The sequence below is a fragment of the Sphingopyxis fribergensis genome (genome assembly GCF_000803645.1).
Taxonomy (GTDB): domain Bacteria; phylum Pseudomonadota; class Alphaproteobacteria; order Sphingomonadales; family Sphingomonadaceae; genus Sphingopyxis; species Sphingopyxis fribergensis.
Genome location: NZ_CP009122.1, coordinates 3,072,391 through 3,099,190, shown reverse-complemented (window position 1 = coordinate 3,099,190; position 26,800 = coordinate 3,072,391). Strand labels below are relative to the sequence as shown.

26 protein-coding genes are annotated in these 26,800 nt (G+C 63.2%); 14 read left to right on the top strand and 12 right to left on the bottom strand.

The genetic code is table 11. The features are described 5' to 3' along the window. Window positions 1-6: 6 nt before the first annotated feature. From SKP52_RS14310 to SKP52_RS14290, 5 genes are all read right to left on the bottom strand, one after another. A complete protein-coding gene (locus SKP52_RS14310) occupies window positions 7-849 on the bottom strand; it encodes a hypothetical protein (RefSeq protein WP_039575761.1) in 843 nt (280 codons plus the stop codon). Beyond that, window positions 842-1,489 carry an O-methyltransferase gene (locus SKP52_RS14305; protein WP_039575757.1) on the bottom strand — a complete coding sequence of 216 codons (648 nt, stop codon included), beginning with the start codon at window positions 1,487-1,489 and terminating at the stop codon, window positions 842-844. Before SKP52_RS14305 ends, SKP52_RS14310 begins: the two co-directional genes overlap by 8 nt. Window positions 1,490-1,573: 84 nt before the next feature. Next, on the bottom strand, window positions 1,574-3,874 hold the full coding sequence (gene ptsP, locus SKP52_RS14300) for a phosphoenolpyruvate--protein phosphotransferase (RefSeq protein WP_039575756.1): 2,301 nt from the start codon (window positions 3,872-3,874) through the stop codon (window positions 1,574-1,576). A gap of 562 nt (window positions 3,875-4,436) precedes the next feature. After that, complete coding sequence (locus SKP52_RS14295; RefSeq protein ID WP_039575754.1) at window positions 4,437-5,153, bottom strand: hypothetical protein; 717 nt, start codon at window positions 5,151-5,153, stop codon at window positions 4,437-4,439. Between the two features lie 32 nt (window positions 5,154-5,185). Next, entirely contained in the window at window positions 5,186-6,190 is a 1,005-nt protein-coding gene (locus tag SKP52_RS14290) for an NAD(P)H-dependent flavin oxidoreductase (protein WP_039575753.1), read from the bottom strand. Between the two features lie 204 nt (window positions 6,191-6,394). On the opposite strand from SKP52_RS14290, the gene SKP52_RS25515 reads away from it, so the two are divergent. Beyond that, window positions 6,395-6,565, top strand: coding sequence for a YezD family protein (locus SKP52_RS25515; protein ID WP_081997383.1), 171 nt, complete (start codon window positions 6,395-6,397; stop codon window positions 6,563-6,565). 154 nt (window positions 6,566-6,719) lie between these two features. Next, complete coding sequence (locus SKP52_RS14285) at window positions 6,720-9,167, top strand: TonB-dependent receptor (protein ID WP_039581130.1); 2,448 nt, start codon at window positions 6,720-6,722, stop codon at window positions 9,165-9,167. A gap of 70 nt (window positions 9,168-9,237) precedes the next feature. Here SKP52_RS14285 and SKP52_RS26525 read toward each other — a convergent pair whose 3' ends face one another. Then, the gene (locus tag SKP52_RS26525; RefSeq protein ID WP_160292425.1) at window positions 9,238-9,381 is read right to left on the bottom strand and encodes a hypothetical protein; all 144 of its coding nucleotides are present in this window, start codon (window positions 9,379-9,381) and stop codon (window positions 9,238-9,240) included. Between the two features lie 377 nt (window positions 9,382-9,758). Between SKP52_RS26525 and katG the strand changes: the two genes are divergently transcribed. Beyond that, the gene (gene katG, locus SKP52_RS14275) at window positions 9,759-11,951 is read left to right on the top strand and encodes a catalase/peroxidase HPI (RefSeq protein ID WP_039575750.1); all 2,193 of its coding nucleotides are present in this window, start codon (window positions 9,759-9,761) and stop codon (window positions 11,949-11,951) included. Between the two features lie 108 nt (window positions 11,952-12,059). On the opposite strand, the gene SKP52_RS14270 is transcribed toward katG, so the two are convergent. Both SKP52_RS14270 and SKP52_RS14265 read right to left on the bottom strand, forming a co-directional pair. Continuing rightward, entirely contained in the window at window positions 12,060-12,485 is a 426-nt protein-coding gene (locus SKP52_RS14270) for a hypothetical protein (RefSeq protein ID WP_052208329.1), read from the bottom strand. Window positions 12,486-12,699: 214 nt separating this feature from the next. Then, window positions 12,700-14,301 (bottom strand): DHA2 family efflux MFS transporter permease subunit, encoded by a 1,602-nt coding sequence (locus SKP52_RS14265; RefSeq protein WP_039575747.1) that lies wholly within the window; start codon window positions 14,299-14,301, stop codon window positions 12,700-12,702. A 55-nt stretch (window positions 14,302-14,356) separates the two neighbouring features. Between SKP52_RS14265 and SKP52_RS14260 the strand changes: the two genes are divergently transcribed. The 9 genes from SKP52_RS14260 to SKP52_RS14220 all read left to right on the top strand — a co-directional run bounded on the left by SKP52_RS14260 (window position 14,357) and on the right by SKP52_RS14220 (window position 21,895). Beyond that, complete coding sequence (locus SKP52_RS14260; RefSeq protein WP_039575743.1) at window positions 14,357-14,950, top strand: TetR/AcrR family transcriptional regulator; 594 nt, start codon at window positions 14,357-14,359, stop codon at window positions 14,948-14,950. After that, window positions 14,947-15,363: a PaaI family thioesterase gene (locus SKP52_RS14255; protein ID WP_039575741.1), complete on the top strand. Its 417-nt coding sequence runs from the start codon at window positions 14,947-14,949 to the stop codon at window positions 15,361-15,363. The genes SKP52_RS14260 and SKP52_RS14255 overlap by 4 nt, the downstream gene beginning before the upstream one ends. A gap of 8 nt (window positions 15,364-15,371) precedes the next feature. After that, window positions 15,372-16,469, top strand: coding sequence for an HlyD family secretion protein (locus SKP52_RS14250; protein ID WP_228383656.1), 1,098 nt, complete (start codon window positions 15,372-15,374; stop codon window positions 16,467-16,469). Window positions 16,470-16,598: 129 nt separating this feature from the next. After that, the gene (locus tag SKP52_RS14245) at window positions 16,599-17,183 is read left to right on the top strand and encodes a septation protein IspZ (protein WP_039575735.1); all 585 of its coding nucleotides are present in this window, start codon (window positions 16,599-16,601) and stop codon (window positions 17,181-17,183) included. Between the two features lie 123 nt (window positions 17,184-17,306). Further along, the gene (locus tag SKP52_RS14240) at window positions 17,307-19,064 is read left to right on the top strand and encodes an amidohydrolase (protein ID WP_228383655.1); all 1,758 of its coding nucleotides are present in this window, start codon (window positions 17,307-17,309) and stop codon (window positions 19,062-19,064) included. Between the two features lie 59 nt (window positions 19,065-19,123). Continuing rightward, complete coding sequence (locus SKP52_RS14235) at window positions 19,124-20,311, top strand: carbohydrate porin (RefSeq protein ID WP_081997380.1); 1,188 nt, start codon at window positions 19,124-19,126, stop codon at window positions 20,309-20,311. Between the two features lie 21 nt (window positions 20,312-20,332). Next, window positions 20,333-20,710, top strand: a complete 378-nt coding sequence (locus tag SKP52_RS14230) for a hypothetical protein (RefSeq protein WP_039575734.1) — start codon at window positions 20,333-20,335, stop codon at window positions 20,708-20,710. A 2-nt stretch (window positions 20,711-20,712) separates the two neighbouring features. Further along, on the top strand, window positions 20,713-21,063 hold the full coding sequence (locus SKP52_RS14225; RefSeq protein WP_039575731.1) for a hypothetical protein: 351 nt from the start codon (window positions 20,713-20,715) through the stop codon (window positions 21,061-21,063). Window positions 21,064-21,307: 244 nt separating this feature from the next. Beyond that, the gene (locus SKP52_RS14220) at window positions 21,308-21,895 is read left to right on the top strand and encodes a bestrophin-like domain (RefSeq protein ID WP_160292424.1); all 588 of its coding nucleotides are present in this window, start codon (window positions 21,308-21,310) and stop codon (window positions 21,893-21,895) included. A gap of 113 nt (window positions 21,896-22,008) precedes the next feature. Here SKP52_RS14220 and SKP52_RS14215 read toward each other — a convergent pair whose 3' ends face one another. Beyond that, window positions 22,009-22,650, bottom strand: a complete 642-nt coding sequence (locus SKP52_RS14215; protein WP_228383654.1) for a Crp/Fnr family transcriptional regulator — start codon at window positions 22,648-22,650, stop codon at window positions 22,009-22,011. A 241-nt stretch (window positions 22,651-22,891) separates the two neighbouring features. Here SKP52_RS14215 and SKP52_RS27475 point away from each other — a divergent pair, with 241 nt between their 5' ends. Beyond that, window positions 22,892-23,074, top strand: a complete 183-nt coding sequence (locus tag SKP52_RS27475) for a recombinase zinc beta ribbon domain-containing protein (protein WP_407695032.1) — start codon at window positions 22,892-22,894, stop codon at window positions 23,072-23,074. A gap of 196 nt (window positions 23,075-23,270) precedes the next feature. Here the strand turns inward: SKP52_RS27475 and SKP52_RS14205 are convergent, their stop codons facing one another. Then, window positions 23,271-24,518, bottom strand: a complete 1,248-nt coding sequence (locus SKP52_RS14205; RefSeq protein ID WP_039575721.1) for an aspartate kinase — start codon at window positions 24,516-24,518, stop codon at window positions 23,271-23,273. A gap of 158 nt (window positions 24,519-24,676) precedes the next feature. Between SKP52_RS14205 and ubiG the strand changes: the two genes are divergently transcribed. Further along, window positions 24,677-25,507 (top strand): bifunctional 2-polyprenyl-6-hydroxyphenol methylase/3-demethylubiquinol 3-O-methyltransferase UbiG, encoded by an 831-nt coding sequence (gene ubiG / locus SKP52_RS14200; protein WP_081997379.1) that lies wholly within the window; start codon window positions 24,677-24,679, stop codon window positions 25,505-25,507. 28 nt (window positions 25,508-25,535) lie between these two features. Here ubiG and SKP52_RS14195 read toward each other — a convergent pair whose 3' ends face one another. Further along, a complete protein-coding gene (locus SKP52_RS14195) occupies window positions 25,536-26,207 on the bottom strand; it encodes a glutathione S-transferase family protein (protein WP_039575719.1) in 672 nt (223 codons plus the stop codon). A 74-nt stretch (window positions 26,208-26,281) separates the two neighbouring features. Next, a complete protein-coding gene (locus SKP52_RS14190; protein WP_039575716.1) occupies window positions 26,282-26,707 on the bottom strand; it encodes a hypothetical protein in 426 nt (141 codons plus the stop codon). Window positions 26,708-26,800: the final 93 nt, after the last annotated feature.

The window sequence follows — 26,800 nt, the reverse complement described above, 5'->3', positions numbered from 1 at the left end:
TGCCGATTAGGTGCGGCGGCGTCGCAGGGCGGCGAGGCCATATCCCAGATCGCCAGCAATCGAAGATGCGCGGAGCGCCAGCGTCGCCGCCATCAGTCCCGCTGCCGGCAAACCGGTTCCCGCGAGTGCAAGAAGCGCCGCTTCGCGAACGCCGATCCCGCCCGGCGCCACCGGCACGACAAAGCCCGCCAGCCACGCCAGCAGGAACAGCGCGGCAAAATGGGCGAGACTCGTTCCGGCAGGGAGGACGGCGGCGCCGATCAGCGCGGCCGCCACGGCAAACCCGCCAAAGGCGAGAATTTGAAAGGCCAGGGCCGTCAACAGCGGCCGACGCGCGGCGAATGCCGCGCCGACGACGATGACGGCTGCGGCAAAGGCAATCACGGGTGATCGCTCGAAGGTCAGGCAGGCGGCGGCAACCGACATGCTGCTGACAAAGTGCAAGCCGACCTCGACGACGACCGACTTGGCGAGCAGCTTGTGCTCGATCCCGGTCTTTGCGCCCTCGACCTGACGGCTGACATATTGGAACACCGACCCCGGCAGATATTTCATGAGCACACCGCGCGCATAGATGCGCGACATGTCGCGGGGCTGCTGGATATGTTCGGGATCGACGACGGCGGTCCATGCGCTCGCCAGCGCGCGATCAGCTCCCGCAAACAGCAGGGGTGCGCCGATCATCGCACCCGCGAGGCCCCACGAGGCGTGCGGCTGGAGCGTCGACCAGTCGAGGCGCCACAGCCGCTCGCCGATAAAGGCAATGCTGCCCGCCAGCGCCGCGCCGCCGACCCACCGCCCGACCCGTTCGAAGGACGGGCGGCGGCTTGCCGCGGCCGTTTCAGCCATAAAGGAGACTGGTGAAATCGGGGTAGGGGACGCAATAGGAGCGGCCGAAATGACGACGCTCTTTGAGCCCGCAGGTTTCGATCGCGCTGCGGTAACGGCTGCGGCCGCTGTCATCGAGCAGGATGATGCCACCGGGCGCCAGATGCGGGATCGCGTGCGCGAGGCATTCGGTGCGGCGGCGGCCGTCGACGACGATCAGGTCGAAGGGGCCCTCCGCCGCGTCGATCGCGCCGATATAGCCATCGCCTTCGAGCGCGCGGTGCAGCAATTGGATGTGCGGGAAATGCGCGACCTCTTTGGTCAGGCGCTGGTGCCATTCGGCATGATGTTCGACCGACACGACGCTGGCGGCGTGGCGTGCGAGCCAGATGGTGCTCGCGCCCGCGCCATATTCGAACACGCGCGCCTTGGGGCGTGCACGGAGAAACTCGGCGACTTCGCGCGTGGCGGCGACGTTCCACCAGGGAAGACCCAGCGCGATCATGCGTTCGATATCGTGGATTGCGAGCAGCGATGCCGACCAGCGCCGCCAGCCATATTCGTCGCTGTTCCGCGCGTTCTCGGCGAGCTTTTCCATCGGACTAAGGTTCGCGATCGTGTGCATGACACCCGCGTAAGACCGTTTGACCAACTGCATCATCTTCTCCAGCCTCCCGAGTGGGTGCAAGAGTGTATTAACCAAAACATCCCTGTTGAAAGGTTAATTTCGGGTCGAAAGCATGGATTAATCGCCGAGATCGACCTGATGTTGCTGCGCCCAGTCCTGATACTGGCCGCGCGGGTTCGACGAGGGTTGGGCGAGGATCGCGGGCATATCGGCGCGCAGCGCGCCGAGGTCGAGCGAACGGATCATCGCCTTGACCGGGCCGACGCCGGCGGGGGTGATCGACAGCCGTTCGATGCCGACGCCGAGGAGCGCCATCGCCTCGAGCGGCCGCCCGCCCATTTCGCCGCAAACGCCCAGTGCAACCTTCGATCCCGACACGGTGCGGACGACGCGCGCAAGGTAGCGCATGACGGTCGGCGACAACCAGTCATAGCGTTCGGCGAGCCGCGGATGCGCGCGGTCGGCGGCGAACAGGAACTGGGTGAGGTCGTTGGTGCCGACCGACAGGAAATCGAGATGCGGCAGCATCAGGTCGAGCGTTTCGAGCAGGCCCGGCACTTCGAGCATCGCGCCATAGCGGATCGCGACGGGCAATTTCTTGTTGTGGCTCGCGAGCCAGGCGCGCTGCGCGACGAACAGGGCGCGCGCGGCTTCATATTCCCAAGGTTCGGACACCATCGGAAACATGACGTTGAGCGTCCGCCCGGCGGCCGCTTCCATTAGAGCGCGCGCCTGAACCTTAAGCAGCCCCTCGCGCTCGAGCGCGAGCCGCAACGCGCGCCAGCCCATCGCCGGATTTTCCTCCAGCGCGCTGTCGCCGACGTTCATATAGGGCAACGCCTTGTCGCCGCCGATGTCGACGGTGCGGAAGATTACTGGGCGGTCGCCTGCGGCATCGAGTACGTCGCGGTACAGCCGCTGCTGGCGGTCGCGCGACGGCAAGGTCGCCGACACAAGGAACTGGAATTCGGTACGGAACAGCCCGATCCCGCGCGCGCCGGTCAGGTCGAGCGCCGCGATATCCTCACGCAGTCCGGCGTTGATCATCAGCTCGATCGGCACGCCGTCTTTGGTGACCGCAGGCAGGTCGCGGAGCGCTGCGAGGTTGGCGCGGCGCTTTTGCGACACTTCCAGCTTGGCGTCGAACGCATCCTGCACCGCTTGGGTCGGGCGGACATGCACCGTGCCCGCTGCCGAATCGAGCAGCAGCAAATCGCCTTCGCGGATCGAAGCGCGCACGTCGCTGACGCGGCCCATGACGGGAACCCCCATCGCGCGTGCTACGATGATGACGTGCGCGGTCAGCGAACCTTCCTCAAGCACGACACCCTTCAGGCGGCGGCGATCATATTCGAGCAGCTCGGCGGGGCCGAGGTTGCGCGCGATCAGGATCGAATCTTGCCGCAGTCCGCCCATTTGCGCCGCAGTGCCCATCTGTCCCGACACGATGCGGATCAGCCGGTTCGACAGATCCTCGAGGTCGTGCATGCGGTCACGCAGTAGCGGGTCGTCGATCTGGCGCATGCGCATGCGCGTGCGTTGCTGGACACGTTCGATCGCCGCCTCGGCAGTCAGGCCGCTGTCGATCGCTTCGTTGATCCGCCGCGACCAGCCTTCGTCATAGGCGAACATCTTGTAGGTCTCGATGACCTCTTCATGCTCGCCGCCCACGCCGAAATCGGCCGAGCTCGCCATGCGGTCGATCTGTTCGCGCATCTTGTCGAACGCGGCGTAGACCCGGTGGCGCTCGGCCTCGGTATCGTCGGCGACGGTGTGCTCGATCGTGATGCGCGGCTGGTGAAACACCGCGACCCCGGCGCCCATGCCGTCGACCAGCTTTTGTCCGTTCAGCCGCTGCGCCGACTGATCAGCCGCGGCGGCGTCGGTGCGCGCGGCGGTGTCGACCAGGTCGGCGTTGGAAATCAGTTCGGACAGCACCATCGCGACGGTCTGGAGCGTCTCGATCTCGATGTCGTCATAGCGGCGCGGATCGCTGTGCTGGACGCACAGGACGCCGACCGCACGCTCGCGGCGGATGATCGGGACACCAGCAAAGCTGTGGAACAATTCCTCGCCGGTTTCGGGGCGATAGGAAAAGTCGGGATGCGCGGCGGCTTCGTCGAGGTTCAGCGTCTCGATCTGGTCGGCGATCATGCCGACGAGGCCTTCGCCGAGGCCGAGACGGGTGACGTGTACCGCTTCCTGTTTTAACCCGCGTGTCGCGTAAAGTTCGAGCGCGCCTTCGCGCAGCAGATAGATCGAACAGACCTCGCTATCGAGGCATTCGCCGATGATGCCGACGACCTGGTTGAGCTTGCCCTGCGCGTTCGTGCGCGCCGCCATGACCTCGTGCAACCGGGTCAGGATGGTGCGTGCCGACTGGGCCGCGGTCGAAGGAGGGGGCGGAGCATTGGTCATCGCTCCGCCCTGCTAACAGATGCTTGGCACCGTTGCTATGACCCCAAGTTAATTTCGCTCAGGGCTTGGCTGCGGCCATTTGCACGCCCGGTTCGGTGCGTCGCTGGTGGCCGCTTTGCGCACGATAGGCCGCGAGTTCCTCCTGATCGCGCGTATAGGCGTTATAGAAGTCGACGAACGGCTGGTCGAGGTGCGGTCGCGCGCGGCGACGCCATTGCTGCCTGTCTCGCGCCCGAGCAAGGCCGGACGATCCCGGCGAGCGAGACGATAAGCGGCAGGGGAGAGTCGAAAGGTTGCAGGAAATTAGCGATAAATGCGGCGGAAAGTATTTTCTACAGCTTGGGTTTACAATGGCACAAAGCGAAAAGGATCGCGAAAAAAGGCAGGAAGATCGGGATTTTTACGCACCGCACAGGATGCAACGACGCGCGTTCGGTGCCATGACGGTACCCCCCCCCAGCGGCGGGTGACTGGCAAAATGCGATGAACCGAAAAAGATTGTGTCACGGCGCTCGGGCGGCGTTGCGCGAATGCAACAATGCCGCCCGGCTCCGAAAGTAAATCAGACGCCGGACGGCGAGGTCGCGGGCTGTGCCGGGGTGGTGATCGGGGCGGCTGGCGCGGTCATGATCGCTGGCGGACGTGCATATTGGGCGTCCCAGGCGACGACGTCCGCCTGATATTTGGCATAGGCCTCATAAAATTCGTGGAACGGCTGATCGAGCCGCGCGAGCTGCGCGGGGGCCTGTTCGATCACCTGCGCGGTCGGCGTCGCCGAAACCAGCTGGGCAATTTCGTTGGCGCGCGCACAGAAGCCTCGCTGCGCCGGCGGCTGGGCGAAATAGTTGAACAGCTGTGTCGAAAGGCGGTCGCGCGCCGCAACGCCGTTGGTTTTGTTTTCCTTGCCAAGCTGCGTGATCACTGCCTTTTCGGTCGACTTGATCACCTTGCCGTGGGTCTTGATTATGTTGTTATATGCCGAAACAAGTGTCGTTTCCTCAACGCCGCGGCAGCCGATCGCGGCGACGTTGAGCCCGATCTTGAGCTGCCAGAAGGCGCGGTCGCCGGTCACATTGCTGTTCGCCGTCACGAATTGGCCGTCGAGCGCACGGCCCGGCAGTATCTGCGTCAGAGCGGCGTTGCCGGGCGGTAGCGGCCGCGGCGGAATGACGACGACGACCGGCGGCGGCGGTGGCGGGGGAGGCGGCGGCGGTTTGGGCGCACAAGCGGCGACGCTCGCCAGCAAGCCTGCTACGATGATCTTACGCGACAAATTCATGACCCACTCCCCAGCTGCGATTTTCTGCAGCATCAACCCCGAGCGTGCAACGCGGCTTCGGCCTGTTGCACCAGAGATGCGACGATTGCTGCCACATTCTCTTCTTCGGATACCATACCGACAGATTGCCCTGCCATTAACGAACCATTTTCGACGTCGCCGTCGATCACCGCGCGGCGCAGCGCACCGGCCCAATAATGCTCGATTTCGAGCTGCGCCTCCATCATGTCGATTTCGCCGCCATCGAGCTTGTTGGCGACTTCGCGCTGTTTGGCGGTAAAGGCTTCGGTGCCCGCATTCTTGAGCGCGCGGACCGGGATCACCGGCAGGCGCGGGTCGATCTGGACACTTGCGATGGCTTCGCGCGCCGAAGCGCGGAGAAAGGCCTTCTTGAAATTGGGGTGCGCAATGCTTTCCGTCGCGCAGACGAAGCGCGTGCCAAGCTGGACCCCCGACGCGCCCATCTCCAGATAGGCGGCGATCGCCTCGCCGCGGCCGATGCCGCCAGCGACGAACACCGGAACTTCGTTGGCCAGTGTCGGCAGGATTTCCTGCGCGAGCACGCTTGTCGACACCGGGCCGATATGACCCCCGGCCTCCATCCCCTCGATCACCAACGCATCGACGCCCGAACGGACGAGCTTCTTGCCCATCGCCAGCGTCGGGGCAAAGCAGATGACCTTGGCGCCCGATGCCTTGATGGCCTCGAGGCTGCCCTTGGGTGGCAGGCCGCCGGCGAGGACGACATGGCCGACGTCATGTTTTGCGCAGACGTCGATCAGGTCGAACAATTGCGGGTGCATGGTGATCAGGTTGACCCCGAAATTGCGCGTCGCGAGCGCCTTTGTCGCGGCGATTTCGGTATCGAGCAGTTCGGGCGTCATCGCGCCGCACGCGATCACGCCAAACCCGCCGGCATTGCTGATTGCGCTGACCAGATGGCGTTCGGAAACCCAGCTCATTGCGCCGCAGAGAATGGCATAGTCGCTGCCGAGAAGATCGGTTCCGCGGACCATCAGATCGTTAATTTTGCTCATTGAGCCAGCCTTTGCCAGCACTGGGACTCGCGCGCAATCCCTCGCGTCGCCCAGCCGGTCGGTCCGTCGCACGCCTGAATCCATTCGGCGCTGTCCATTGGGCGCGACAACCGAACCTTTCGGCGCAGAAAGGAAAACAATGATTGTCTACTAATTTACTTGGCATAAAGTGCGGCGGCCAGTCCAAAAGGGAAAGGGAATATCATGAGCTCCGTCAAGGAGGCTGCCAACGGCGGCCCCGAAGAGGTGCCGCGCGCCGTCCAGACCGTGCTCGAAGCACTGGGAAAGCTGAAGTTCGGCGCGATCCAGCTCACCGTCCATGAGGGACGGCTGGTGCAGGTCGATGTGACCGAACGTCACCGCTACCCCAACTGATTCAACCGCTCCCAACGGGGACCATGTCCCCTTCTGCCGCAGACCGGACATCCGGACGTGGTGATTTCTATGCAACAGGAATTGACCCATGACTGCGAAATATCCTTCGGTCCGCCGACGCGTGCAGGCCTCTTCGCTCACTCTTGCCTTGGTGATGGCGTGCGCCGCCACCCCCGCCGCCGCCGATGAGGCCGCGATTGCCGACGATGCCGGGGCGGCAGCGTCGGCGGCCGTTACGGACGAGGCCGAAGACCAGACAAGCCGCGGCGACATCATCATCGTCACCGCGCGTCGCCGTCAGGAAACCGCGCAGGAAGTACCGGTCGCGATCTCGGTGATCCGTGGCGATTCGATCGAAGCGACCGGCAACTTCAACGTTGTGAAGCTTCAGCAGCTCGCGCCGACGCTGCAGGTCTATACCTCGAACCCGCGCAATACCTCGGTCAACATCCGCGGCCTCGGCGTGCCGTTCGGCCTGACCAGCGACGGCTTCGAGCAGGGCGTCGGCATCTATGTCGACGACGTCTATAATTCGCGCGTTGCCGCGGCGACCTTCGACTTTCTCGATGTCGCGCAGGTCGAGGTTCTGCGCGGGCCGCAGGGCACGCTGTACGGTAAGAACACTACCGCCGGCGCGATCAACATCACGACCAACCAGCCGACCTTCGATTTCGAGGGTCGCGCCGAGGTGAGCGTCGGCAACCTCAATTATCGTCAGGCCAAGGCCGCGATCTCTGGCCCGCTGACCGACAAGATCGCAGCGCGCATCGCGATCGCCGCGACCAGCCGGCGCGGGACGCTTTTCAATGTCACCAGCGACCGCTGGATCAACGAACAGGACAATCTTGGCCTTCGGGGCCAGTTGCTGTTCCAGCCCAATGAAGATCTCAGCATCACGCTTGCGGGCGATTATAGCAAGCAGGATCCTGAGGGTTACGGCACCACCTATGTCCGCGTCGGTCGGACCCAGCGCGCGCTCGCCCGCCAATATGACGCGCTGGTTGCGGCGGTCAACGCCGCCAATCCTGGCCGCAATTATGCGGTGCCGAGCACCAATCCCTACGATCGCCTTGCCGACATCGACGCCAGCCTGAACGCCGGCAACAAGATCGGCGGCGCGTCGGTGCGCGTGAAGTGGGACGTCGGCCCGGGCACCTTCACGTCGATCAGCGCGTGGCGCTTCTGGGATTGGAAGCCCGAGAATGATCGCGACTTCACGGGGCTTTCGATCGTCTCGAAATCGCAGAACCCCTCGCAGCAGGATCAGTACAGCCAGGAATTCCGATATAACTACGAAGGCGACAAGATCGACTTCGTCGTCGGCCTGTTTGGCTTCAAGCAGCGGATCGACACGCAAGGCACCGAGCAGCAGGGCACCGATGCCAGCCGCTGGAGCCTGACCGGGGCGCCGGCGAACGACCCCAGCATCCTCAACGGTCTGACCGCCACCAATACGCAGTATCTCAAGAGCACCAGCGCGGCACTGTTTGGCCAGTTGAGCTGGAAGGTGACCGACGCCCTGACCATCCAGCCGGGTGCGCGCGTCAACTACGACAAGAAGTCCGGCTTTTATCAGCGCATCGTGACCAACGGTGCAGGGGGCGTCATTTCCTGCACCCCGGCGCCTCCCGCAGGCTCGGTACTGGCGGCGCAGTGCGGCGTCTATCAGCCACAGAAAAGCTCGCCTTCGGACAGCGCCTGGAACTTCACGTACGACTTCAACGTCAACTACAAGGTCGCGCCCGATATTCTCGCCTATGCGACCTACGCCAAGAGCTTCAAGACGCTTGGCATCAACCAGAATGGTCTGCCGCTCAATGCCGACAATACGGTCAATTTCGATGCCAGCACGGTCAAACCCGAGTCGATCAACCATTATGAAATAGGCCTCAAGACCCAGTTCTTCGACCGCCGCGCGACCTTCAACCTGTCGGCGTTCCGCACCGACATCAAGAATTTCCAGGCAACCGTCAACGGCGGCCAGTTCGGCACGGTGCGCGGCTATCTGGCAAATGCCGAGAAGGTGAAGTCGCAGGGTATCGAGGCAGATTTGAAGGTGGTCGTGAGCGACCGCTTCACCGCCTACGCCAACGGCGCCTATACCGACGCCAAGTACAAGAAGTTCACCAATGCGCCGTGCCCGCCCGAACTGTCGGGCGGGACGCTTCAACCCGCGAGCGCGGTGCCCGATTATTCGCAGCCTGGCGTCCCCGGGGCGCTCAGCCCGCGGCAGTGCGACATCTCGGGGCAGCGCCTGCCCGGCGTGTCGAAATGGGCCTTTTCCTATGGCGCCGAGGCCAACGCGCCGGCCACCCTGCTGGCGAAGGAAGGGCAGGTCTATCTGGGCGTCGACGGCAATTATCGCTCGCTGTGGAATTCGAACGCCTCGCCGTCGATCTACACCGAGGTCAAGGGCTATGCGCTGACCAACTTCCGCATCGGTTTCCGTAGCGAGGGCGTCGACGTCTTCGGTTGGGTGCGCAACGCGTTCGACGTGAATTATATCGAACTGTTGCAAGTAGCGCCTGGCAACACCGGCCTGATTGCCGGCACGGTCGGCGACCCGCGGACGTGGGGTGGAACGGTGAAGTTCAGCTTCTGATCCGGCGGTTGGGAAACAAATGAAAAGGGCCGCCTGTGAGGGCGGCCCTTTCTCGTGCAGGCTGACGGTGTCAGCGCTGCTGTGGGTTCTGGCGGCCCTGATCGGGACGCTGTTCGCTGCCGGGCTGGCGGTTCTGGCCGTCCTGCTGCTGCTGTTGGCGGTCGCGGTCCGACTGCGGTTTTTTATCATTCTGCTGGTTGGGGGTGTTAGCCACTTTCCATCTCCTTTTGCCGCGGTAAATCTAGCATTGCGGCGTCCGATCAACCCGTTGGACATGCTCGACGTTCCGCAGCTCGTCCCGCTTACGTCAGGGCGTGGCCGTTCTGCGATGGGCGCTGTGGAGAACAGCGGGAGGCTGTGTCTATGATCGGACCACTCAATCACTGAATTCACCTTATTCGTTTAGGTCGATTGGGACCTTCGGCCTATCGTCGACAGTTCAGAGCGAAAGGATGACGGCATCGACTCGCACCATGCCCGCGCGACAAGCCCTTCGGCGACGACGAAGTCGCCCGCTCGTCATGCGCCGGTCATCCTGCCGCGCCACCGTCCCAAACCATAAAAGGCCCAAACCCTAAAAGGAGAGACTGCATGAACGACCAGACCCCCATCGGCAGCGGTTGCCCGGTCCACCAGCCCGGCGGCGTCCGCGCGCTGCTCGGCCGCACCAACAAGGATTGGTGGCCCGACATGCTGGCGACCGAGATCCTCAATCCCAACGGCTCGTCGAACCCGCTCGGCGACGACTTCGATTATTCGAAGGCGTTCGCGCTGCTCGACTATCAGGCGCTGAAGGCCGACCTGACCGCATTGATGACCGACAGCCAGCCGTGGTGGCCGGCGGACTATGGCCATTATGGTCCCTTCTTCATCCGCATGGCGTGGCACGCCGCGGGCACCTATCGCACCGCCGATGGCCGCGGCGGCGCCAACAGCGGGCAACAGCGTTTCGCCCCGCTCGACAGCTGGCCCGACAATGGCAATCTCGACAAGGCGCGCCGCCTGCTGTGGCCGATCAAGCAGAAATATGGCAACAAGATCAGCTGGGCCGACCTGTTCATCCTGACCGGCAATGTCGCGATCGAAAGCATGGGCGGCCCGGTGTTCGGCTTCGGCGGCGGCCGCGCCGACGTGTTCGAGCCCGAGCGCGACATCTATTGGGGCAGCGAGGACAAATGGGTCAACGAGGGTGTTCAGACCCGCATCGATCCCGACAAGGGGTTCGCTGAAATCGAAGGACCGCTCGCCGCGATCCAGATGGGCCTGATTTACGTCAATCCCGAAGGTCCGGGCGGCAATCCCGATCCTTTGCTGTCGGCACGCGACATCAAGGAAACCTTCGAGCGCATGGCGATGAACCATGAGGAAACCGTCGCGCTGACCGCTGGTGGACATACGTTCGGCAAGGCGCATGGCAATGGCGACGCGTCGCTGCTCGGCGCGGCGCCCTCCGGCGGCGATCTGGCGGCGCAGGGTTTCGGCTGGGTCAGCAGCCACGAAAGCGGCGGCATCGGCGAACACGCCGTGACCAGCGGTATCGAGGGAGCGTGGGTCAACACGCCGACTGAATGGAGTGAAAATTATTTCCGCCTGCTGCTCGACTATGATTATGAGCTCGTCCGCTCGCCCGCCGGCGCGCAGCAATGGCAGCCGATCAACCAGAAGGAAGAGGATATGGCCCCGGCGGCCTGGGATCCGAACCTGAAGGTTCCGACGATGATGACGACCGCCGACATGGCGCTCAAGATGGACCCGGAATTCCGCAAGATCAGCGAGAAGTTCCGGAGCGATCACGAAGCGTTCAAGGATGCTTTCGCGCGCGCCTGGTTCAAATTGTGCCACCGCGACATGGGGCCGAAGGTCCGCTACCTCGGCCCCGAGGTCCCGGCCGAAGACCTGATTTGGCAGGATCCGATCCCGGCCGGCACCATGCCGTCGGACGCCGAAGTGAAGGCGGTGAAGGACAAGATCGCCGCGAGCGGTTTGACGGTCAGCGAACTGGTCAAGGCGGCCTGGGCATCGGCGAGCACTTATCGCAAGTCGGACCATCGCGGCGGCGCCAATGGCGCGCGTGTTCGCCTCGCCCCGCAGAAGGACTGGGACGTCAACGAACCTGCAATCCTCGGCAAGGTGCTGAGCACGCTCGACGGCCTGCGCGGCAACATGTCGATGGCCGATGCGATCGTGCTCGGCGGTGTGGTCGGGATTGAAAAGGCGATCAAGGAGGCGGGCTTTAACGTTCCGGTGCCGTTCACGGGCGGTCGCGGCGATGCGAGTGCGGAACAGACCGACGCCGAAAGCTTCGAGGTGATGGAGCCCGAAGCCGACGCGTTCCGCAACTATGTCGGCAAGAAAAAGCTGGCGGTGAAGACCGAGGAAATGATGCTCGACCGCGCATCGCTGCTCGGCCTGTCGGTGCCCGAAATGACGGTGTTGGTCGGCGGGCTGCGCGTGCTCGGCGCCAATCACGGCGAGCGCGGGCATGGCCACTTTACCAAGCGTTCGGGGCAGTTGACCAACGACTTCTTCGTCAACTTGCTCGACATGACCAACGTGTGGAAGGCCGTCGACGGATCGGACGACCAGGAATATGTCGCCACCGACCGCAAGGGCGGCGGCGAAACCTGGCGCGCGACGCGTGCCGACCTGATCTTCGGCTCGAACTCGGAACTGCGCGCGGTCGCCGAAGTCTATGCCGAAACGGGCCATGAAGAGAAATTCGTCAAGGATTTCGTCAAGGCCTGGACCAAGGTGATGAACGCCGACCGTTTCGACCTCGCCTGATCGGCTAGCGCCGTAAAGACGACGGGTCGCGGACCCGCCCCCGGAGACATGGGTCTGGGGGCGGGTCTTTTTTTTGCTTAAAGCGACAAAAGATTCGCACGGGCGCGTTCATTCTGTCTCCTTTGTCGCTTTAGCGAAGGCGTCTTCGCGCAGCGCGGCATTAACGACCGCCATGTCGGGACCACCGCTGACGTCGATCGCGCCGCCCTTCAGCACGCGGACGATGGTCACGCCGTTGAGCGCACGGTCCATCGCAATGCTGAATTGATGCGTGCGGCCCATAAAAATCGCGCGGTCCCATGCGGCAGCGAAGCTGGCTGCCTCGGGCCGCTCGCGCAGGCGATAGGCGGAGGCGCGGCCCATGCCGACGGCGCGCGCCGCCTTGCCGACCGAGCCCATCGCTTCGAGTGCGCGGATGAAATTGGCCTGCGTTTCGGGTGTCCAGCCGTCGGCGCGGTTGCGTTGTTGCGCGACGGGGGTGAAGGCGAGGCAGGTGTCCGCGAGGAGCGGAGCGGGTGGGGTGCTGTGTTCCATCGACCAGTTTGAAGCATGGCCGGATAATGTAGGAAAGGATTATTCGGATGTCCGCTTTGGGGTGGAGAGCTGCCGTTAAGTCCTCCCTGCTGCGAAGCGGTGGGGAAGGGGACCGCGCCCGTAGGGCGTGGTGAGGGGCGGCGGCGTTGCGCTATTCGCCCCTCCGTCAGCGCTTCGCGCTGCCACCTCCCCATGGCTTCGCCACAGGGCGGATTTAGTGGGCATCCTTCGGTGCCGGGCCGCCGATCGGCGGGGGTTTGCAGAAGGGGACCATCACCAGCGCGGCGAGGAAGAGGTAAGCCATCAGGCGGAACACGTCGTCGAAGGCGAGGGTCAGCGCCTCGCGCCCGATGATGCGCGCCAGCGTTCCGCTCGCCATTTGCGCCGCGAGCGCGGGGTCGGCGACATAATGGCCGATCGATTGCGCCAGCCCTGCCGCAGCTTCGTTCGCGGCTTCGCTCGACCGGCCGAGCGCTTCGGAAAGCCGCAGCATGTGCAGTCGCAAATTGTCGCCGAGCCAGGTGTTGACGAGCGCGATGCCGATCGCGCCGCCGAGGTTGCGCATCAGGTTGAACAGGCCCGAGGCATAGCGCAGCTCCGGCCCTTCGAAATTGCCGAGCGCGAGGCCGACCGAGGGGACGATGCACAACATGATCGCGAAGCTGCGCACGACCTGCGGCCAGAAGAGCGCGGCAAAGCCCCATTCGGGGGTCATGAAGCTGAACATCCAGAGGCCCACCGCGAACAGACTGAGCCCGAAGGTAATGACGATGCGCTGGTCGACCTTTTGCGACAGCGCCGCGGCGATCGGCACGCCGAGCAATTGCGCGATTCCGGAGACGAACACCGTCGTGCCGATTTCCGACGCGTTGTATCCCTGCACCCGGCCGAGGAAGATGGGCACCAGATAGGTACTGGCATAAAGGCCGAACCCGATCACGAGGTTGAAGACGCAGGCGAAGACGAAGGTCGGCTTGCGGAATGGGGTCAGCTTCACGATCGGCCCGTCGGAGCGGAACGAGCGTTCGAGGAACAGGCCGAAAGCGACGAACGACAGCCACGCGCCGATCGCGATCGACGGTTCGCTGAACCATTCATGCTTCGGCCCTTCTTCAAGCACGAACTCGAGCCCGGCAAGAAACACCGCCATCGAGGCGAGGTGGACCCAGTCGATGCGGCGCAGCATCGGCAGGTTCGGCCTGTCGATCTTGACTAGCGCTATGATCGCGAGCGTCACCGCGGCGCCGGGCACGACGTTGATGAAGAAGACCCAGCGCCAACCCATCGCGTCGGTGATCCAGCCGCCGACCGTCGGGCCCAATGTGGGCGCGAGCACCGACACCATGCCGAGGATCGCGGGGATCATCGCGCGCTGCTTGCCCTCGAACAGCATATAGCCCGTCGCGAACACCGTCGGGATCATCGCGCCGCCGACAAAGCCCTGCGCCGCGCGGAACAGGATCATCGATTCGATGTTCCACGCGAGCCCGCAGAGCATGGACGCGATCGTGAACAGCCCCGCCGACGCCGCGAACAGCCAGCGCGTCGAGAGCGCCTGCGCGAGGAAGGCTGCGAAGGGGATCATGACGAGCTCGGCCATCAGATAGGCGGTCTGCACCCAGCTGATTTCGTCGGGCCCCGCGCTGAGTCCCGCCTGCACCTCGTTGAGCGACGCGGCGACGATCTGGATGTCGATCAGCGCCATGAACTGGCCGAACGCCATCACTGCAAAGATCAGATATTTCCGGGCATCGGGCATCGCCGCCGGGTTAAACGGCGCATCTGCGGCAGCGGGGGAAAGCGGGATGGAGGCCATGGGTCTTGTGTCCTGTCGTCTTTATATTATATGCGTCATATAAAAGGAGACGCAAGTGCGCTATTCACAAACCCACAAAGCCGAGACGCGCGAGCGCGTTTTGAAAGAGGCGGCGAAGGAGATCCGCGCCAAGGGACCCGACAATGTCGCGGTGTCGGGGATCATGGCGCGCGCCGGACTGACGCACGGCGGCTTCTATGCCCATTTTCCGTCGAAGGACGCGCTGGTGAATGAGGCGATCGGCGCGATGTTCGCCGATGCGCGCGCACGGACCGAGCGGATCGACACCGACGGTGATCCGCGCAGCGTGTTGCGCGCCTATGTCGATTTCTACCTCTCGGCCAAGCACCGCGACAGCCGCGACCGAGGTTGCCCGCTGCCAACTTTGTCGGGCGATTTCGCACGCTCGCAACCCGCGACACGCGAACGGTTCGGCGCGGGGGTGGAAGGGATTGCGAGCCGCCTCGCGGCGCCGCTGGCGAAGCTTGGGTTTGCGGACGCGCAGGCGGAATCGTACGCCTTGCTCGCGCAACTGGTCGGCGGCGTCGCGCTTGCGCGTGCGGTCGGCGATCCGGCGCTGTCCGATGCGATGCTCGCCGACACGCACGCGAGCATCGTCGCGCGTTACGGACTGGAGACCGCGCAATGACGCTGGCGAAGGTGCAGGGGCTGATAGCAACTGGCGGACGCCCTCCGATCGGCGAGACGCTGGGGTTCCAGCTTGTCGACGCCGGCGAGGGCTGGGCCGCGTTCGAGGGCGTACCCGGACCCGAGCATTTTAATCCGATGGGTATCGTCCATGGCGGTTATGCCGCGACTTTGCTCGATTCGGCCTGCGGAATCGCGGTCGTGACCCAGCTTGCCGACGATCAGGCGATGACGACGCTCGAGCTCAAGACCTCGTATCTCAAGGCGATGACCGGCAAGACGGGCAAGGTCCGTGCTGAGGGCCATGTGATCTCGATCGGCCGCCGCGTCGCCTATGTCGAGGCGAAGCTGACCGATGCGGAAGGGCGCATCCTCGCGACCGCGACCTCGACGCTGCTGGTGATCCAGCAATGAACGCGCCGGTGACAATCGAGGCTGAAGCGCCGGTTCGCCGCACGATGTCGATTCCGAAAAAGGCTTGGAAGGTCGGCGCGATCGCGCTTTTGATTGCGGCCATCGGTGTTTGGTGGCTGCTCGCGCCGCGCACAGTGGAGTCGACCGACAACGCCTATCTGCAAGCCGATGCCAGCGAGGTCGCGCCGCGCGTCGGCGGGCTCGTCACTGCGGTGCTGGTGCGCGACAATCAGGCGGTGAGGGCCGGCGATCCGCTCGTCCGCATCGACGTGCGCGATTATGACTCGCGCCTGCTCGCGGCGGAGGCAGCAGTCGCCGACGCCGATGCGCAGGTCGCGACCGCGCGCGCGACGCTCGCCTCGCTTGGCGCTGAGCAGAAGCTTGCCGCCGCGCATATTCGTTCGATCAACACGCAGATCGCCGCCGCCGACGCCGAATCGGCGCGCGCGTCGGCCGACCGGCGCCGCTATAATGCGCTGCTCGTCGATGGCTTCGTCACCCGACGCGACGCCGAACAGGTCGATTCGACCGCGATCGGTGCCGCCTCGGCAGCGCAGCGTTCGCGCGCCGACCTGGGGGCCAGCATCGAGGAGGCGTCGGTGACGCAGGCAAAGGGGCCGATCCTTGCGGCGCGGGTGCAGGCAGCCGAAGCCGCTGCCGCCAAGGCGCGCGCCGCGCTGGCGCTCGCAAAGCTCGACCGCGGCCATACGCTCGTCATCGCGCCGATCGATGGTGTCGTGGGGAACCGCCGCATCCAGGTCGGCGACTATGTCCAGCCGGGTTCGCGCCTGCTGTCGGTGGTGCCGGTGCGGTCGATCTATGTCGTCGCCAATTTCAAGGAAACGCAGACGCGCGAGATGCGGCCCGGACAAAAGGCCGACGTCTATGTCGACGCGCTCGGCGACACGGTAACCGGAACGATCGAAAGCCTGGCGCCGGGATCGGCGAGCGAGTTCACCCTGCTGCCGTTCGAGCCTGGATCGGGCAATTTCACCAAGATCGTCCAGCGCGTTGGGGTGCGCATCCATCTTGACCCGGGGCAGGCGGCGCTGAAGCAGCTGCGGCCGGGCCTGTCGGTGACGGCGACGGTGCGGCTGCGCGACTAAGTCTCGGTTCGACGCGTGCGGGCGGCGTTCCGGCGCGGTCAATGTTAACAATGTCAATTTTGACTTGACCCGACTCGCTAACTGCGCCCATGTTGACGTCGATAACATCGCAGCGCGGAAGGAAAGGTCATGCGAACCTTGCTCTATGCCTTGGGGCCGATGCTTTTCGATTCCTTGGGAATCATCGTCTTTGCGATCCTGCTCGCCACCGGCGCCGGGATCGTTCCCGCCGTGATCGCGGGCACCGTCGTCGCGGTCGCGGTGGTCGGCTATGAGCTGGCGCGCGGGCATCAGGTCGCGGCACTGCAATGGATCAGCTTGGCGTCGGTGCTGTTCACCGCTGCCGCAACCCTGCTCACCGGCGACCCGCGCTTCGTGATGGCGAAGCCGACGGTGGTCTATCTGATCGTCGGCATGGTGATGCTGCGCAAGGGCTGGCTGAGCCGATATATCCCGCCCGCGCAGATGGCGTTGGTCGGCGACGTCATGGACCGTTTCGGCATGATCTGGTCGGCGCTGATGTTCGCGAGCGCGGGGCTCAATCTGATCGTCGCGCTGTTCTTCACCCAGTGGTGGCCAATGTTCATCGGCATTTTCCCGCTGGCGTCGAAATTCGGGCTGTTTGCGGTTCACATTGCGGTGGTGCATTTCGTCGGGCAGGCGCGGCTGCGTCGCATGGAAAGTGGTAGCTCGGCTGCGGTAGCCGCCGAATAGTCCGAAAGCGGCCGCCGCTTTCCAGGACATATCCCGTCATCCCCGCTTTCCCGGGTGCACTTATGTTATAAATCGCTGGAAGCCGCCATTTGCTGGAAATGCGATATTCTCTGCATCATCGATATGCAAGACAGCTTCTGTTTAATGGGGGAGGCTGCGATGTTCCGGGTCCATACTGCTTTTCGTTCGATGTTTCTTGCTTCTGCGGTAGCCCTCGCTGGATGCGCTAGTGTTCCGACAGAAGAGGCGGGACCGAGCACCATTATTCGTGGCGGACCGATTCTCACGATGGAAGGCGATCAGCCCGCCTATGTTGAAGCCGTGGTGGTGGACGGCGGCAAGATTGTCTTTGCCGGCAGCGACGCCGAGGCGATGGCGCGGAAGGGCACCAATACCGTCGTCAAGGATCTAGGCGGAAAGGCATTGCTGCCCGGTTTTATCGATCCCCACAGCCATTTCATCGATTCACTCGCGCTGGCCGATCGTGTGAATGTTTCTGGCCCCCCGGTCGGCCCGGCTTCCAATCCAGACGAGATTGTCGCGGCACTGCAAGAGGGCGCCGCCGCCAAGAGCTTGAAGCCGGGGGAGCTGCTGCTCGGATGGGGCTATGACGAAAACTTGATGCCTAAAGGGCAAGTGCTGTCGCGCGAGATCCTCGACAAGGCGTTTCCGGACAATCCTGTTGGCGTGATTCACGTCTCCATGCACGGCGCCGTCATCAACTCCAAGGCCATGGAACTCTATGGCTACAAGGATGGAATGCCGACGCCTGCAGGCGGGGTCATTCTGCGTCGGCCAGGCACGCAGGAATTGCAGGGGCTGGTAATGGAAGCGGGCTATCTGCCCATGCATGCCAAGCTTCCGTCGCCCAATGAGGAGCAGGAAATGGCGGCCGCCCGGTCAGGGCAGCTTCTTTATGCCGCAGCGGGCGTCACGACCGCTCAGGAAGGCGCCACCACTCAGCCCATGCTGCAGCAACTCCAGCGGGTCGCGTCCAACGACGGGCTTATTATTGATGTCATTGCCTACCCCTTTATCGTCGATCTTGAATCCATATTGAAATCCAATCCGCCGTCGACATTCGGAAAGTATAACCAGCGATTGAAGATCGGTGGGTGCAAGGTCACGGTGGATGGCTCGCCGCAAGGCAAGACGGCCTGGTTCACAACGCCCTATCTGACCGGTGGTCCGGGCGGCGAGAAGGACTGGAAAGGCGAACCCAGTATTCCCCTCGATGCCATCGGGGCAATGGTGAAGACGTGCTACGATAATGATCTGCAAGTTCTGATGCACGGGAACGGGGATGCGGCGATCGATTTCATCATCGCGACCCATCAGGAGATGGCCGGAGCCGATATCGCCAAAGATCGGCGTACCACCTGCATCCACTGCCAGTTCATTCGGCCTGATCAGATCGCTGCGTTTGCGAAGATGAAGATCATCCCGTCGCTGTTCACGGATCACACATTCTTTTTTGGCGATACCCATGTCGCCAATCGCGGCCCGAAGCAGTCGAGCTTCATCAGTCCCATGAAGGCCGCGATCGATGCCGGTCTCCGTCCAACCAATCATACCGATGCCTTTGTCGTCCCCATCGACCAGTTGATGACGGTGTGGACGGCCGTAAACCGGCAATTGCGGTCTGGCGGGACTCTGGGAGCCGATCAGCGGATCACCGCCTATCAGGCGCTGCAGGCCATCACGATCAACGCGGCGTACCAGTACCGCGAAGAAGCGTCCAAGGGATCGATTGCTGTCGGCAAGCGAGCCGACCTGGTGATCCTCTCCGCCGACCCCACCAAAGTTGCACCGGAAGCCATTAAAGACATCAAGGTCATCGAAACGCTGAAGGACGGCAAAACCATCTACAGCCAGCCCTGACGGGCCCGTCCCACAAGGCCATCTGCTCCGGGCACTGCGCTTTCGGGCCAAGGCGGAGCTTGGACAACTTCTTTGCAGGAGGCAAAGCGATGCCCCGTCCCAATTTGCGAACAATAGCCGTTCTGTTCTGTGTCGTTTCGCCGGGGACAGCATTCGCAGAGGCACCCTCAGTGAGCGGATCGGCAACGATTTTCACGGGCGCCAAGATTGCTGGCGACGGCAATAGCGACCCGCAACTGGGGGGACGTCTCGATGTCAGCATCGCGGCGCCGATCAACGACCGGATTACCATCAACCTCCACCCGGAATTCGTCTTCGGGAACAATGTGAATGATATAGGCGACGGCAGCGTGCTGCCCTTGAACACCGCGCTCATGTTTCCGAGCAACGGCGGCGAGGATTTCGACTTGTCGATGCATGCTACCGTGAAAATAGGCGAATCGGCGTCACTCAATATCGGCAAGATCAACTTGTTCGATCTTGTGGCGAAGACTCCGATCGTCGGTGGCGGCGGACTTGACGGATTTCAGAACATTGCGCTCGCCGCTCCGCCGAGCGGGCTTGTGCCACCATCGCTTCTGGGCGCGATGCTGTCGATCCCGACAAAATCGGCGGTGTTCGGCTTGTGGGTCTACGACCCCGCAAACCAGACGAACAAAACGGGATTCGAAGATCCGTTCGGCAGCGGCACGTCCTTCCTGGCGTCGGCAATGGTACCGGTGACGATAGGCGGCAAACCCGGCTATCAGAATTTCAAAGCGTCGGTGAATACCAAAACCGGCTTCGATTTGAACGATCTCCCCGAGTTGGTGTTGCCGCCTGAAACCCGCGTGACCGGCACGAACAAGGGGGCATGGAACGTCACATACGCCTTTCAGCAGTTTCTGTGGATGAACCCGACAGCGAAGGGGCGCGGTTGGGGTGTATTCGGACAGGTTGGGCTGTCCGACGGAAATCCGACACCGCTCGACTGGAGCATGCATCTGGGAGTTGGTGGTCAACCCTGGCTATCGCGCCCCGACGACCGCTTCGGCTTCGCTTATTTCCGCCAAAGCTTCAGCAATCTGATCATTGATGCCGCCGCTCCGATCGCGCGTATCCGCGACGAGCAGGGACTCGAAGCCTTTTATACTGTCCAGATTGGCAAGCCGTTTCGACTAACCGCCGACGTTCAGGTCATCGATGGCGCTGTGCCCGACCGACGCACCGCTGTCGTTTCCTCACTTCGTTTAAAAGCCGGTTTCTAACTTTCCTAAAAGGAATTTTTGATGCGACGTTCATTTCCTGCCGCTGGCGCGGCCGCCCTGATCATGATTTTTCATCCGGCCGCGAATGGGGCAACGCCCGCTAGCGCCGAGGCCGACCTTCTCGACGTGACATGCGGCCAGTATATGGCAGCGATCAAGGTGGCCCAGCCCGATGCAAAGGCTACCGCGGCTCAAAAGGCGCTTGCCAATGCCGCGCAGGATGACCTCGCGAGCACCATGTTATGGGTTCACGGTTTTCTATCGGGGCGCGACGGTGTTAATCCGGCGGCGCGCCCGCTGACAAAGAGCTGGATGGCTGACACGGTCGTCAAACTTGCCACGCTCTGCTCGGCGAGCGACGCCGGACTCCGCCTCTCAGATGCGGCCACAAAACTGTGAGCATGTCCCCACTTCGCGCGGTTGGCGCCGTCGCTCTCGTCATGCTGACGGGACTGGTCGTAACCGCCGATGCACGCGAGCGGCGGCATCATGGTGGCGGCTATCATGAAAATTATTGGGAAAAGCGCCGTGATGCGCGGCGGATCGGGGTGGTGACGGGCGCGTTGGCAACGGGTGTAGCTGGTGCAGTTGCCAACAAGCGCGTCGATGACAATTATGAGGAGTGCGTGAGCGCGCGATCCTATGGTGATTATCCGGTCGATTGTGAAGAGATCCGATACCGCGAGCAACGGCGGGGTGCGGTCGTGACAGGCGTCGTTGCGGGACGCACCGCGCGGATTATCGCCAATTGATCTCCATTCGGGGGCTCGGGCGATGCTTCGATTTTCGCTCATGCCGCATTTGGTCTTCGAACCATCATGAGGTGTAGATGATCGCTGCGCTCCTTTCGGTTCCCTTCCTTACGTTGCCAGGGTTCTTTTTCGCGCTCCTCGGTTGCGTCGAACTGGGAAGACGTATTCGGCAGGGGGGAATAGCGGCGACATTCCGACAACGGGTCTGATCGAAACCGCGGTTTACGCGCTTCTGGGCCTGTTGTTGGCACTGTCCTTCTCATCCGCGGCCAAGCAGTTCGAAGAACGCCGGGCGCTCATCGTCGAGGAGGCGAACGCAACCGGAACAGTGCGCCTTTCCATTTCGCTGGCGCCACAGGACCTGCGACCGGGCCTGAACTTGGCGATGGACCGGTATCAGGCGTCGCGGCGCGCAAGCCATGAAGTCGCAGGCGATGAGTCGGCTTTTCGTAAACGCTTTGCGGCGACCCAGGCGCTGCAGCGCGAGCTTTGGTCTCACGCTGTCGAAGCCGCGTCGCGGCCAGACGCGTCTCCAGGCGTCAACATGCTGCTGCTCCCCGCACTCAATCGGCTATTTGATTTGGCGACCGTTCGCGCGATGGCGCTCACCACGCACATGCCCGACATGGTTTTCATCGTGATCGGCATTGGCGTGATCATCGCGTCGGTGTTGACCGGATATTCGCAAGGAACCGGTAAAGGCCGAAGTTGGCTCCACGTCGTCGCCTTCACCTCGCTTATGGCTCTGGTCTGCTACACGATAATGGATCTCGAATATCCCCGGCTGGGAATTATCCGGATCGAGGCGTTCGAAGCGAAGCTGCCAAGCTAGTCTGCCGTCGTTTTCGAACCTGCGCCTGCGACCATGGCAAGCGTCCAGGCCAGTTTCCCTGGCTGAGAAGCGCGGTCATTTTGGCCCCCCGCAGATGAGCGCGAATGGTCACATTACTCATCATGGAAAGCAAAATCAGCCAACGAGGGGATATCAAGCAATCGCAACCGGTTATAGCTCTTCGTCACCCAGCCCTTTTCCATGAACTGCCCAAGGACGCGATTGACATGATGGCGCGACACATTGGCCATCTCACCAAGTTCTGACTGGGTAAGAAGATAACCTTCGGGATCGGAGGGCCTTACGCCTTCGAGAGCCCCCGTCACGCGGAGAAGAACGGCTGCCATTCTACGCGGAGCAGAGGGGATGAGTAGGTCGCAGGCAATATAGGTCAGGATGCGGGCGTTCGCGCTGGCGAGTTCGCCGACGAAGCGCGACGTTTCAGGGTCATCCTGCATCAGCGTGATTAAAGCCGGGAGTGGCACAGTCCAAAGTAGGGAGTCCTCGACGGCACGGCAGCCAAGGCTGCGAACGCCGCGCTCCAATGCTGGCCCATGGCCGAACCAATCGCCCTCTCTCATGATGTGGCCAAGGCGCACAGAATGGTAACCCGAGCACGCCTCCATGCCTATGCCGCCAGACAATATGCCATAAATGCCGCCGGGGGGATCGCCATATGCGAAAATCCTCTGCCCACGATTCACGGACATCGTGCGGCCACTGTCCATAATTCTGGACCGGATCGCGGGCGGCATGTCCGTCATCCAGCCTCTGCGCTGAAGTATTTCGACATGGTGCGCCAATCGCGCAACCGAATTCGCGTCGGTGGTTGATCCTAAGTTTGCACCCACCAGCATCGCCCCCGCAGATTCTGCTTGGCTTATATCGAATTTTTTGTGAGCCGGAACGGGAAACCGCGACACGCGATGCTAGCTGCAGGGGATTAGGTTGAGTGCGTCTTCAAGGCTGGGCAGCAGGCCAAGGCGCGCGCCTTGCATGGCGCGCGTCGGCCCGCCTATCTGCTCTCGGGGGCTCCTCGAATGCGGCGTCTGCGGCGGTGTCTATGCCATTGTCGTAGGAGACCGCTATGGTTGCGCCGGTCATCATCGCGGTTGTGCCTGCACCAACGGTCGGACAATCCGGCCTGAGGAACTGCAGCGCCGGGCGCTGGCAGCATGACCCACCGGCTCGCGTCGGCAAGATCGTGCTGCATCCCGGTGCGATGCGCGGCGAAATCCATGCTACCCTTCACGGGTCGTTGATGGGGATACTCGACTTCGCAAACGACAATCCCGCACCCGACGCCAACCGAGTTATAACATCGGTGGCCTCGGGTTCGCCGGGGTGACGATCAATATCGGGTCTTGGGCAATCTCTAGTCCGCGTCGAGCCCATAAGCCGTGTGCAGCACGCGCACCGCGAGTTCGGTTTCGTCCTCGTCGATCAGCACGCTGACCTTGATCTCGCTGGTCGAGATCGCCTGGATGTTGATGCCGCGGTCGGCCAGCGCACGGAACATCGTGCTGGCGACCCCTGCGTGGCTCTTCATGCCGACGCCGACGACGCTGATCTTTGCGACCTTGTCGTCGCTGATGATGCGGTTGAAGCCGATCTTGTCCTTCGCGGCCTCGAGCAGGTCGATCGAGCGGATCAGGTCGGTGGCGGGAACGGTGAAGGTCACGTCGGTCTCGCCCTTTTCGCGGCCGACATTCTGGATGATCATGTCGACGTTGATCCCCGCCGCGGCGAGCGGGCCAAAGATGTTCGCGACCGCGCCGGGCTTGTCGGGCACGCGCGTGACGATGATCTTCGCTTCATTCTTGTCATGGGCGATGCCGGTGATCAGCTGCCGTTCCATCTGATGTTCCTCTATTTCCTCGTCGCTGACGATCATCGTGCCTTTTTTGGGAGCCTCATCGCCCTCGACGAAGCTCGAGAGGACCTGCACGCGCACGCCCTCTTTCATCGCGAGCCCGACCGAGCGCGTCTGGAGCACTTTGGCGCCGACGCTCGCGAGTTCGAGCATTTCCTCATAGGTCACATAGTCGAGCTTGCGCGCGCGCGCGACGATGCGCGGGTCGGTGGTATAGACGCCGTCGACGTCGGTGTAGATATCGCAGCGATCGGCCTTGAGCGCCGCGGCAACCGCGACCGCGCTGGTGTCGGAGCCCCCCCGGCCGAGCGTCGAGACGCGGCCATCGTCCATCAGCCCCTGGAAGCCGGGGATCACCGCAACCTCGCCCTTCGCCATCGCGGCGGCGAGCGCGCCGGTGTCGATGTCGGCGATGCGCGCGCGGGCATGGGCTTCTTCGGTGCGGATCGGAAGCTGCCAGCCGAGCCAGCTGCGCGCGGGAGTGCCCATCGCTTGCAAGGTCAGCGCGAGCAGGCCCGAGGTGATCTGTTCGCCCGCAGCGACGACGACGTCATATTCGGCGGGGTCGTAGCGCGGGTTCGCTTCGCGGCAGAAATTGACGAGCCGGTCGGTCTCGCCCGCCATTGCCGAGACGACGACCGCAACTTCGTTGCCATTGGCGACTTCGCGCGCGACAAGTTTCGCCACGGTGCGAATCCGCTCGGTGCCCGCCATCGACGTGCCCCCGAATTTCATCACGATCCGCGCCATCTCGCCCCGCTTTCAAGAAACTGGTTTCTGCCGCAACATTCGAACAATTCCGCGGCGCTCGGCTGTTACGGAAGGGGGAGGGCGATGGCAAGCGCGCGAACACATGCGCGGGATAGAATTTCTTGCATGGCGCGAGGCACGGTGCCACATCGCAGGGCATGAGTGCTGCCACGATCAACCCGCACGAAGCCGCCCATTTCGGGGCGCTGGCCGCCGACTGGTGGGATCCGCATGGATCGTCGGCGATGCTGCACAAGCTCAATCCGGTGCGGCTGTCCTATATTCGCGCGCAGGTCGACGCGCATTGGCATGTCGATGCGCGCGAACGGTTTGCGCTGGCGGGAAAGACGGCGATCGACGTCGGGTGCGGGGCAGGGTTGCTTGCCGAACCGCTGGCGCGGATGGGCGCTAAGGTTACGGGAGTCGATGCGGCGCCGGAAAATATTGCCGCAGCGCGCGACCATGCGGCGGGGCAGGGGCTCGCGATCAACTATTTTGCCGGCGAGCTTCGAGAATTGGATTCTCAATTCCCGTTCGCATCGAACGAAGTCGAGATGCCTATCGGTCATGCGCAAACGAAGGGTGTCTCGACTTCGCTCGACGCGAACGGAGAAGGAAGGCGGACCTTCGACCTCGTGACTTCGATGGAAGTCGTCGAACATGTCACCGATCCCGCTGCCTTTATCGCCGAGCTCGCGGCGCGGCTCGCGCCCGGCGGGCTGATGATCCTGTCGACCCCGAACCGCACGATGCTGTCGAAGCTGCTGCTCGTCGAGGCGGCCGAGCGCGTCGGCGCGGTGCCGCGCGGGACGCACGACTGGGACCAGTTTCTGAAGCCCGAGGAATTGACCGAATTGCTTGAAAGTGCGGGGCTGGAGGTCATCGACCGCACCGGTCTGTCGCCATCGCCCGCGAAGGGCTTCAAGCTCGGCGGTAGCGAGGCGCTTAATTATCTGGTCGCGGCGCGGTGGCCAGATAGCAGAGACTGAGTACGCGTCGCCGCCGCGAAGGCGACGATTAGAAGTCGACGTCTTCGTAATATTTCGGCGGCGTCACGATTTCCATCCGCTCCGCCAGCAATGGCCGGAAGCTTGGGCGCGACTTCAGCCCCGAATACCAGCCCTTGGTCTGCTCATGCCCGGTCCAGTCGATGCCGCCCAGATAATCGGCGACCGAGATATGCGCCGCCGCGGTCAGGTCGGCGAGGCTCATCGTCGCGCCGGCCAGCCAGGTGCGGTGGTCGATCAGATAATCGACATAGTCGAGATGGTTGTTCGCCGCCTTCATCGCCTCGCGCAGCGCGCCGGCGTCGGGCGGCTGGCGGTGGACGATGCGTTTCTGCATGCGCTCGAACAGCAGCGGGCCCGTGACCTCATAATAGAAATCATGGTCGAACCAGGAGGTCAGGCGGCGGATTTCGGCGCGGTTCGCCGCGGTGCCGTTGATCATCGCCTTGCCTTCGACGGTTTCCTCGAAATATTCGGCGATCGCCATGCTGTCCATCAGCACCTGCCCGCGCGCCTGATCGACCATCACCGGGGTGCGCCCCGCCGGGTTCAGGTCGATGAACTCGTCGCGGCGCTCCCACGGCGATTCGCGCACCAATTCATAACCGACGCCCTTTTCGCCCAGCAAAAGGCGAACCTTGCGCGAAAAGGGACAGAGCGGAAATTGATAGAGTTGCCACATAGGCTTGGCATAGCGGCAGCGGGGCGCCGCGCGCAACGGCTATGCGAACAAAGCGGGGAGACGGAGCGGGAGGTTTAGCGGCGGGCGTCGGCGCGCTCGCGTTCCCATTGGGCCGCGAGGTCGCGCGCCATGTCCTTAAGGACCGGGGCATAAGCCGCCAGCGCCGATGCGGCATGGCCTGCCATGCGCGTCGTCGCGCGGACGTCGTCGCCCATGCGCTCGGCATAATAGGGGTCGCGGCCGGTCACCTCGCCAAGCGTCGCGTCGGGCGGGATATAGGCGGCGTCGGATTCGGGATCGATCTGTGCCACTGCTTTTGCGAGCGGACCGACCTGCATCTGCATCAGCGCGCCGACCATCGCGGTGATTGTGTCGGCCATCCGGTCCTGCGTGGCGGGGTCGTTGAGCGTCGCGACGGTATCGTTCATTTCGCTGGCGGCAGCCGGAAGCGGCGCGGCGAGCGCGAGCAGGGGGAGGGCGGCGAGGGCGATACGGGTCATGGCTCGTTCCTTTCGGCGGACGAGGGGCAGCGAAGTGGCGTTCTTTAGAGGATCGACGCTTTCGCTGCGGTGAACGCGGCTGAGATTTGCGGC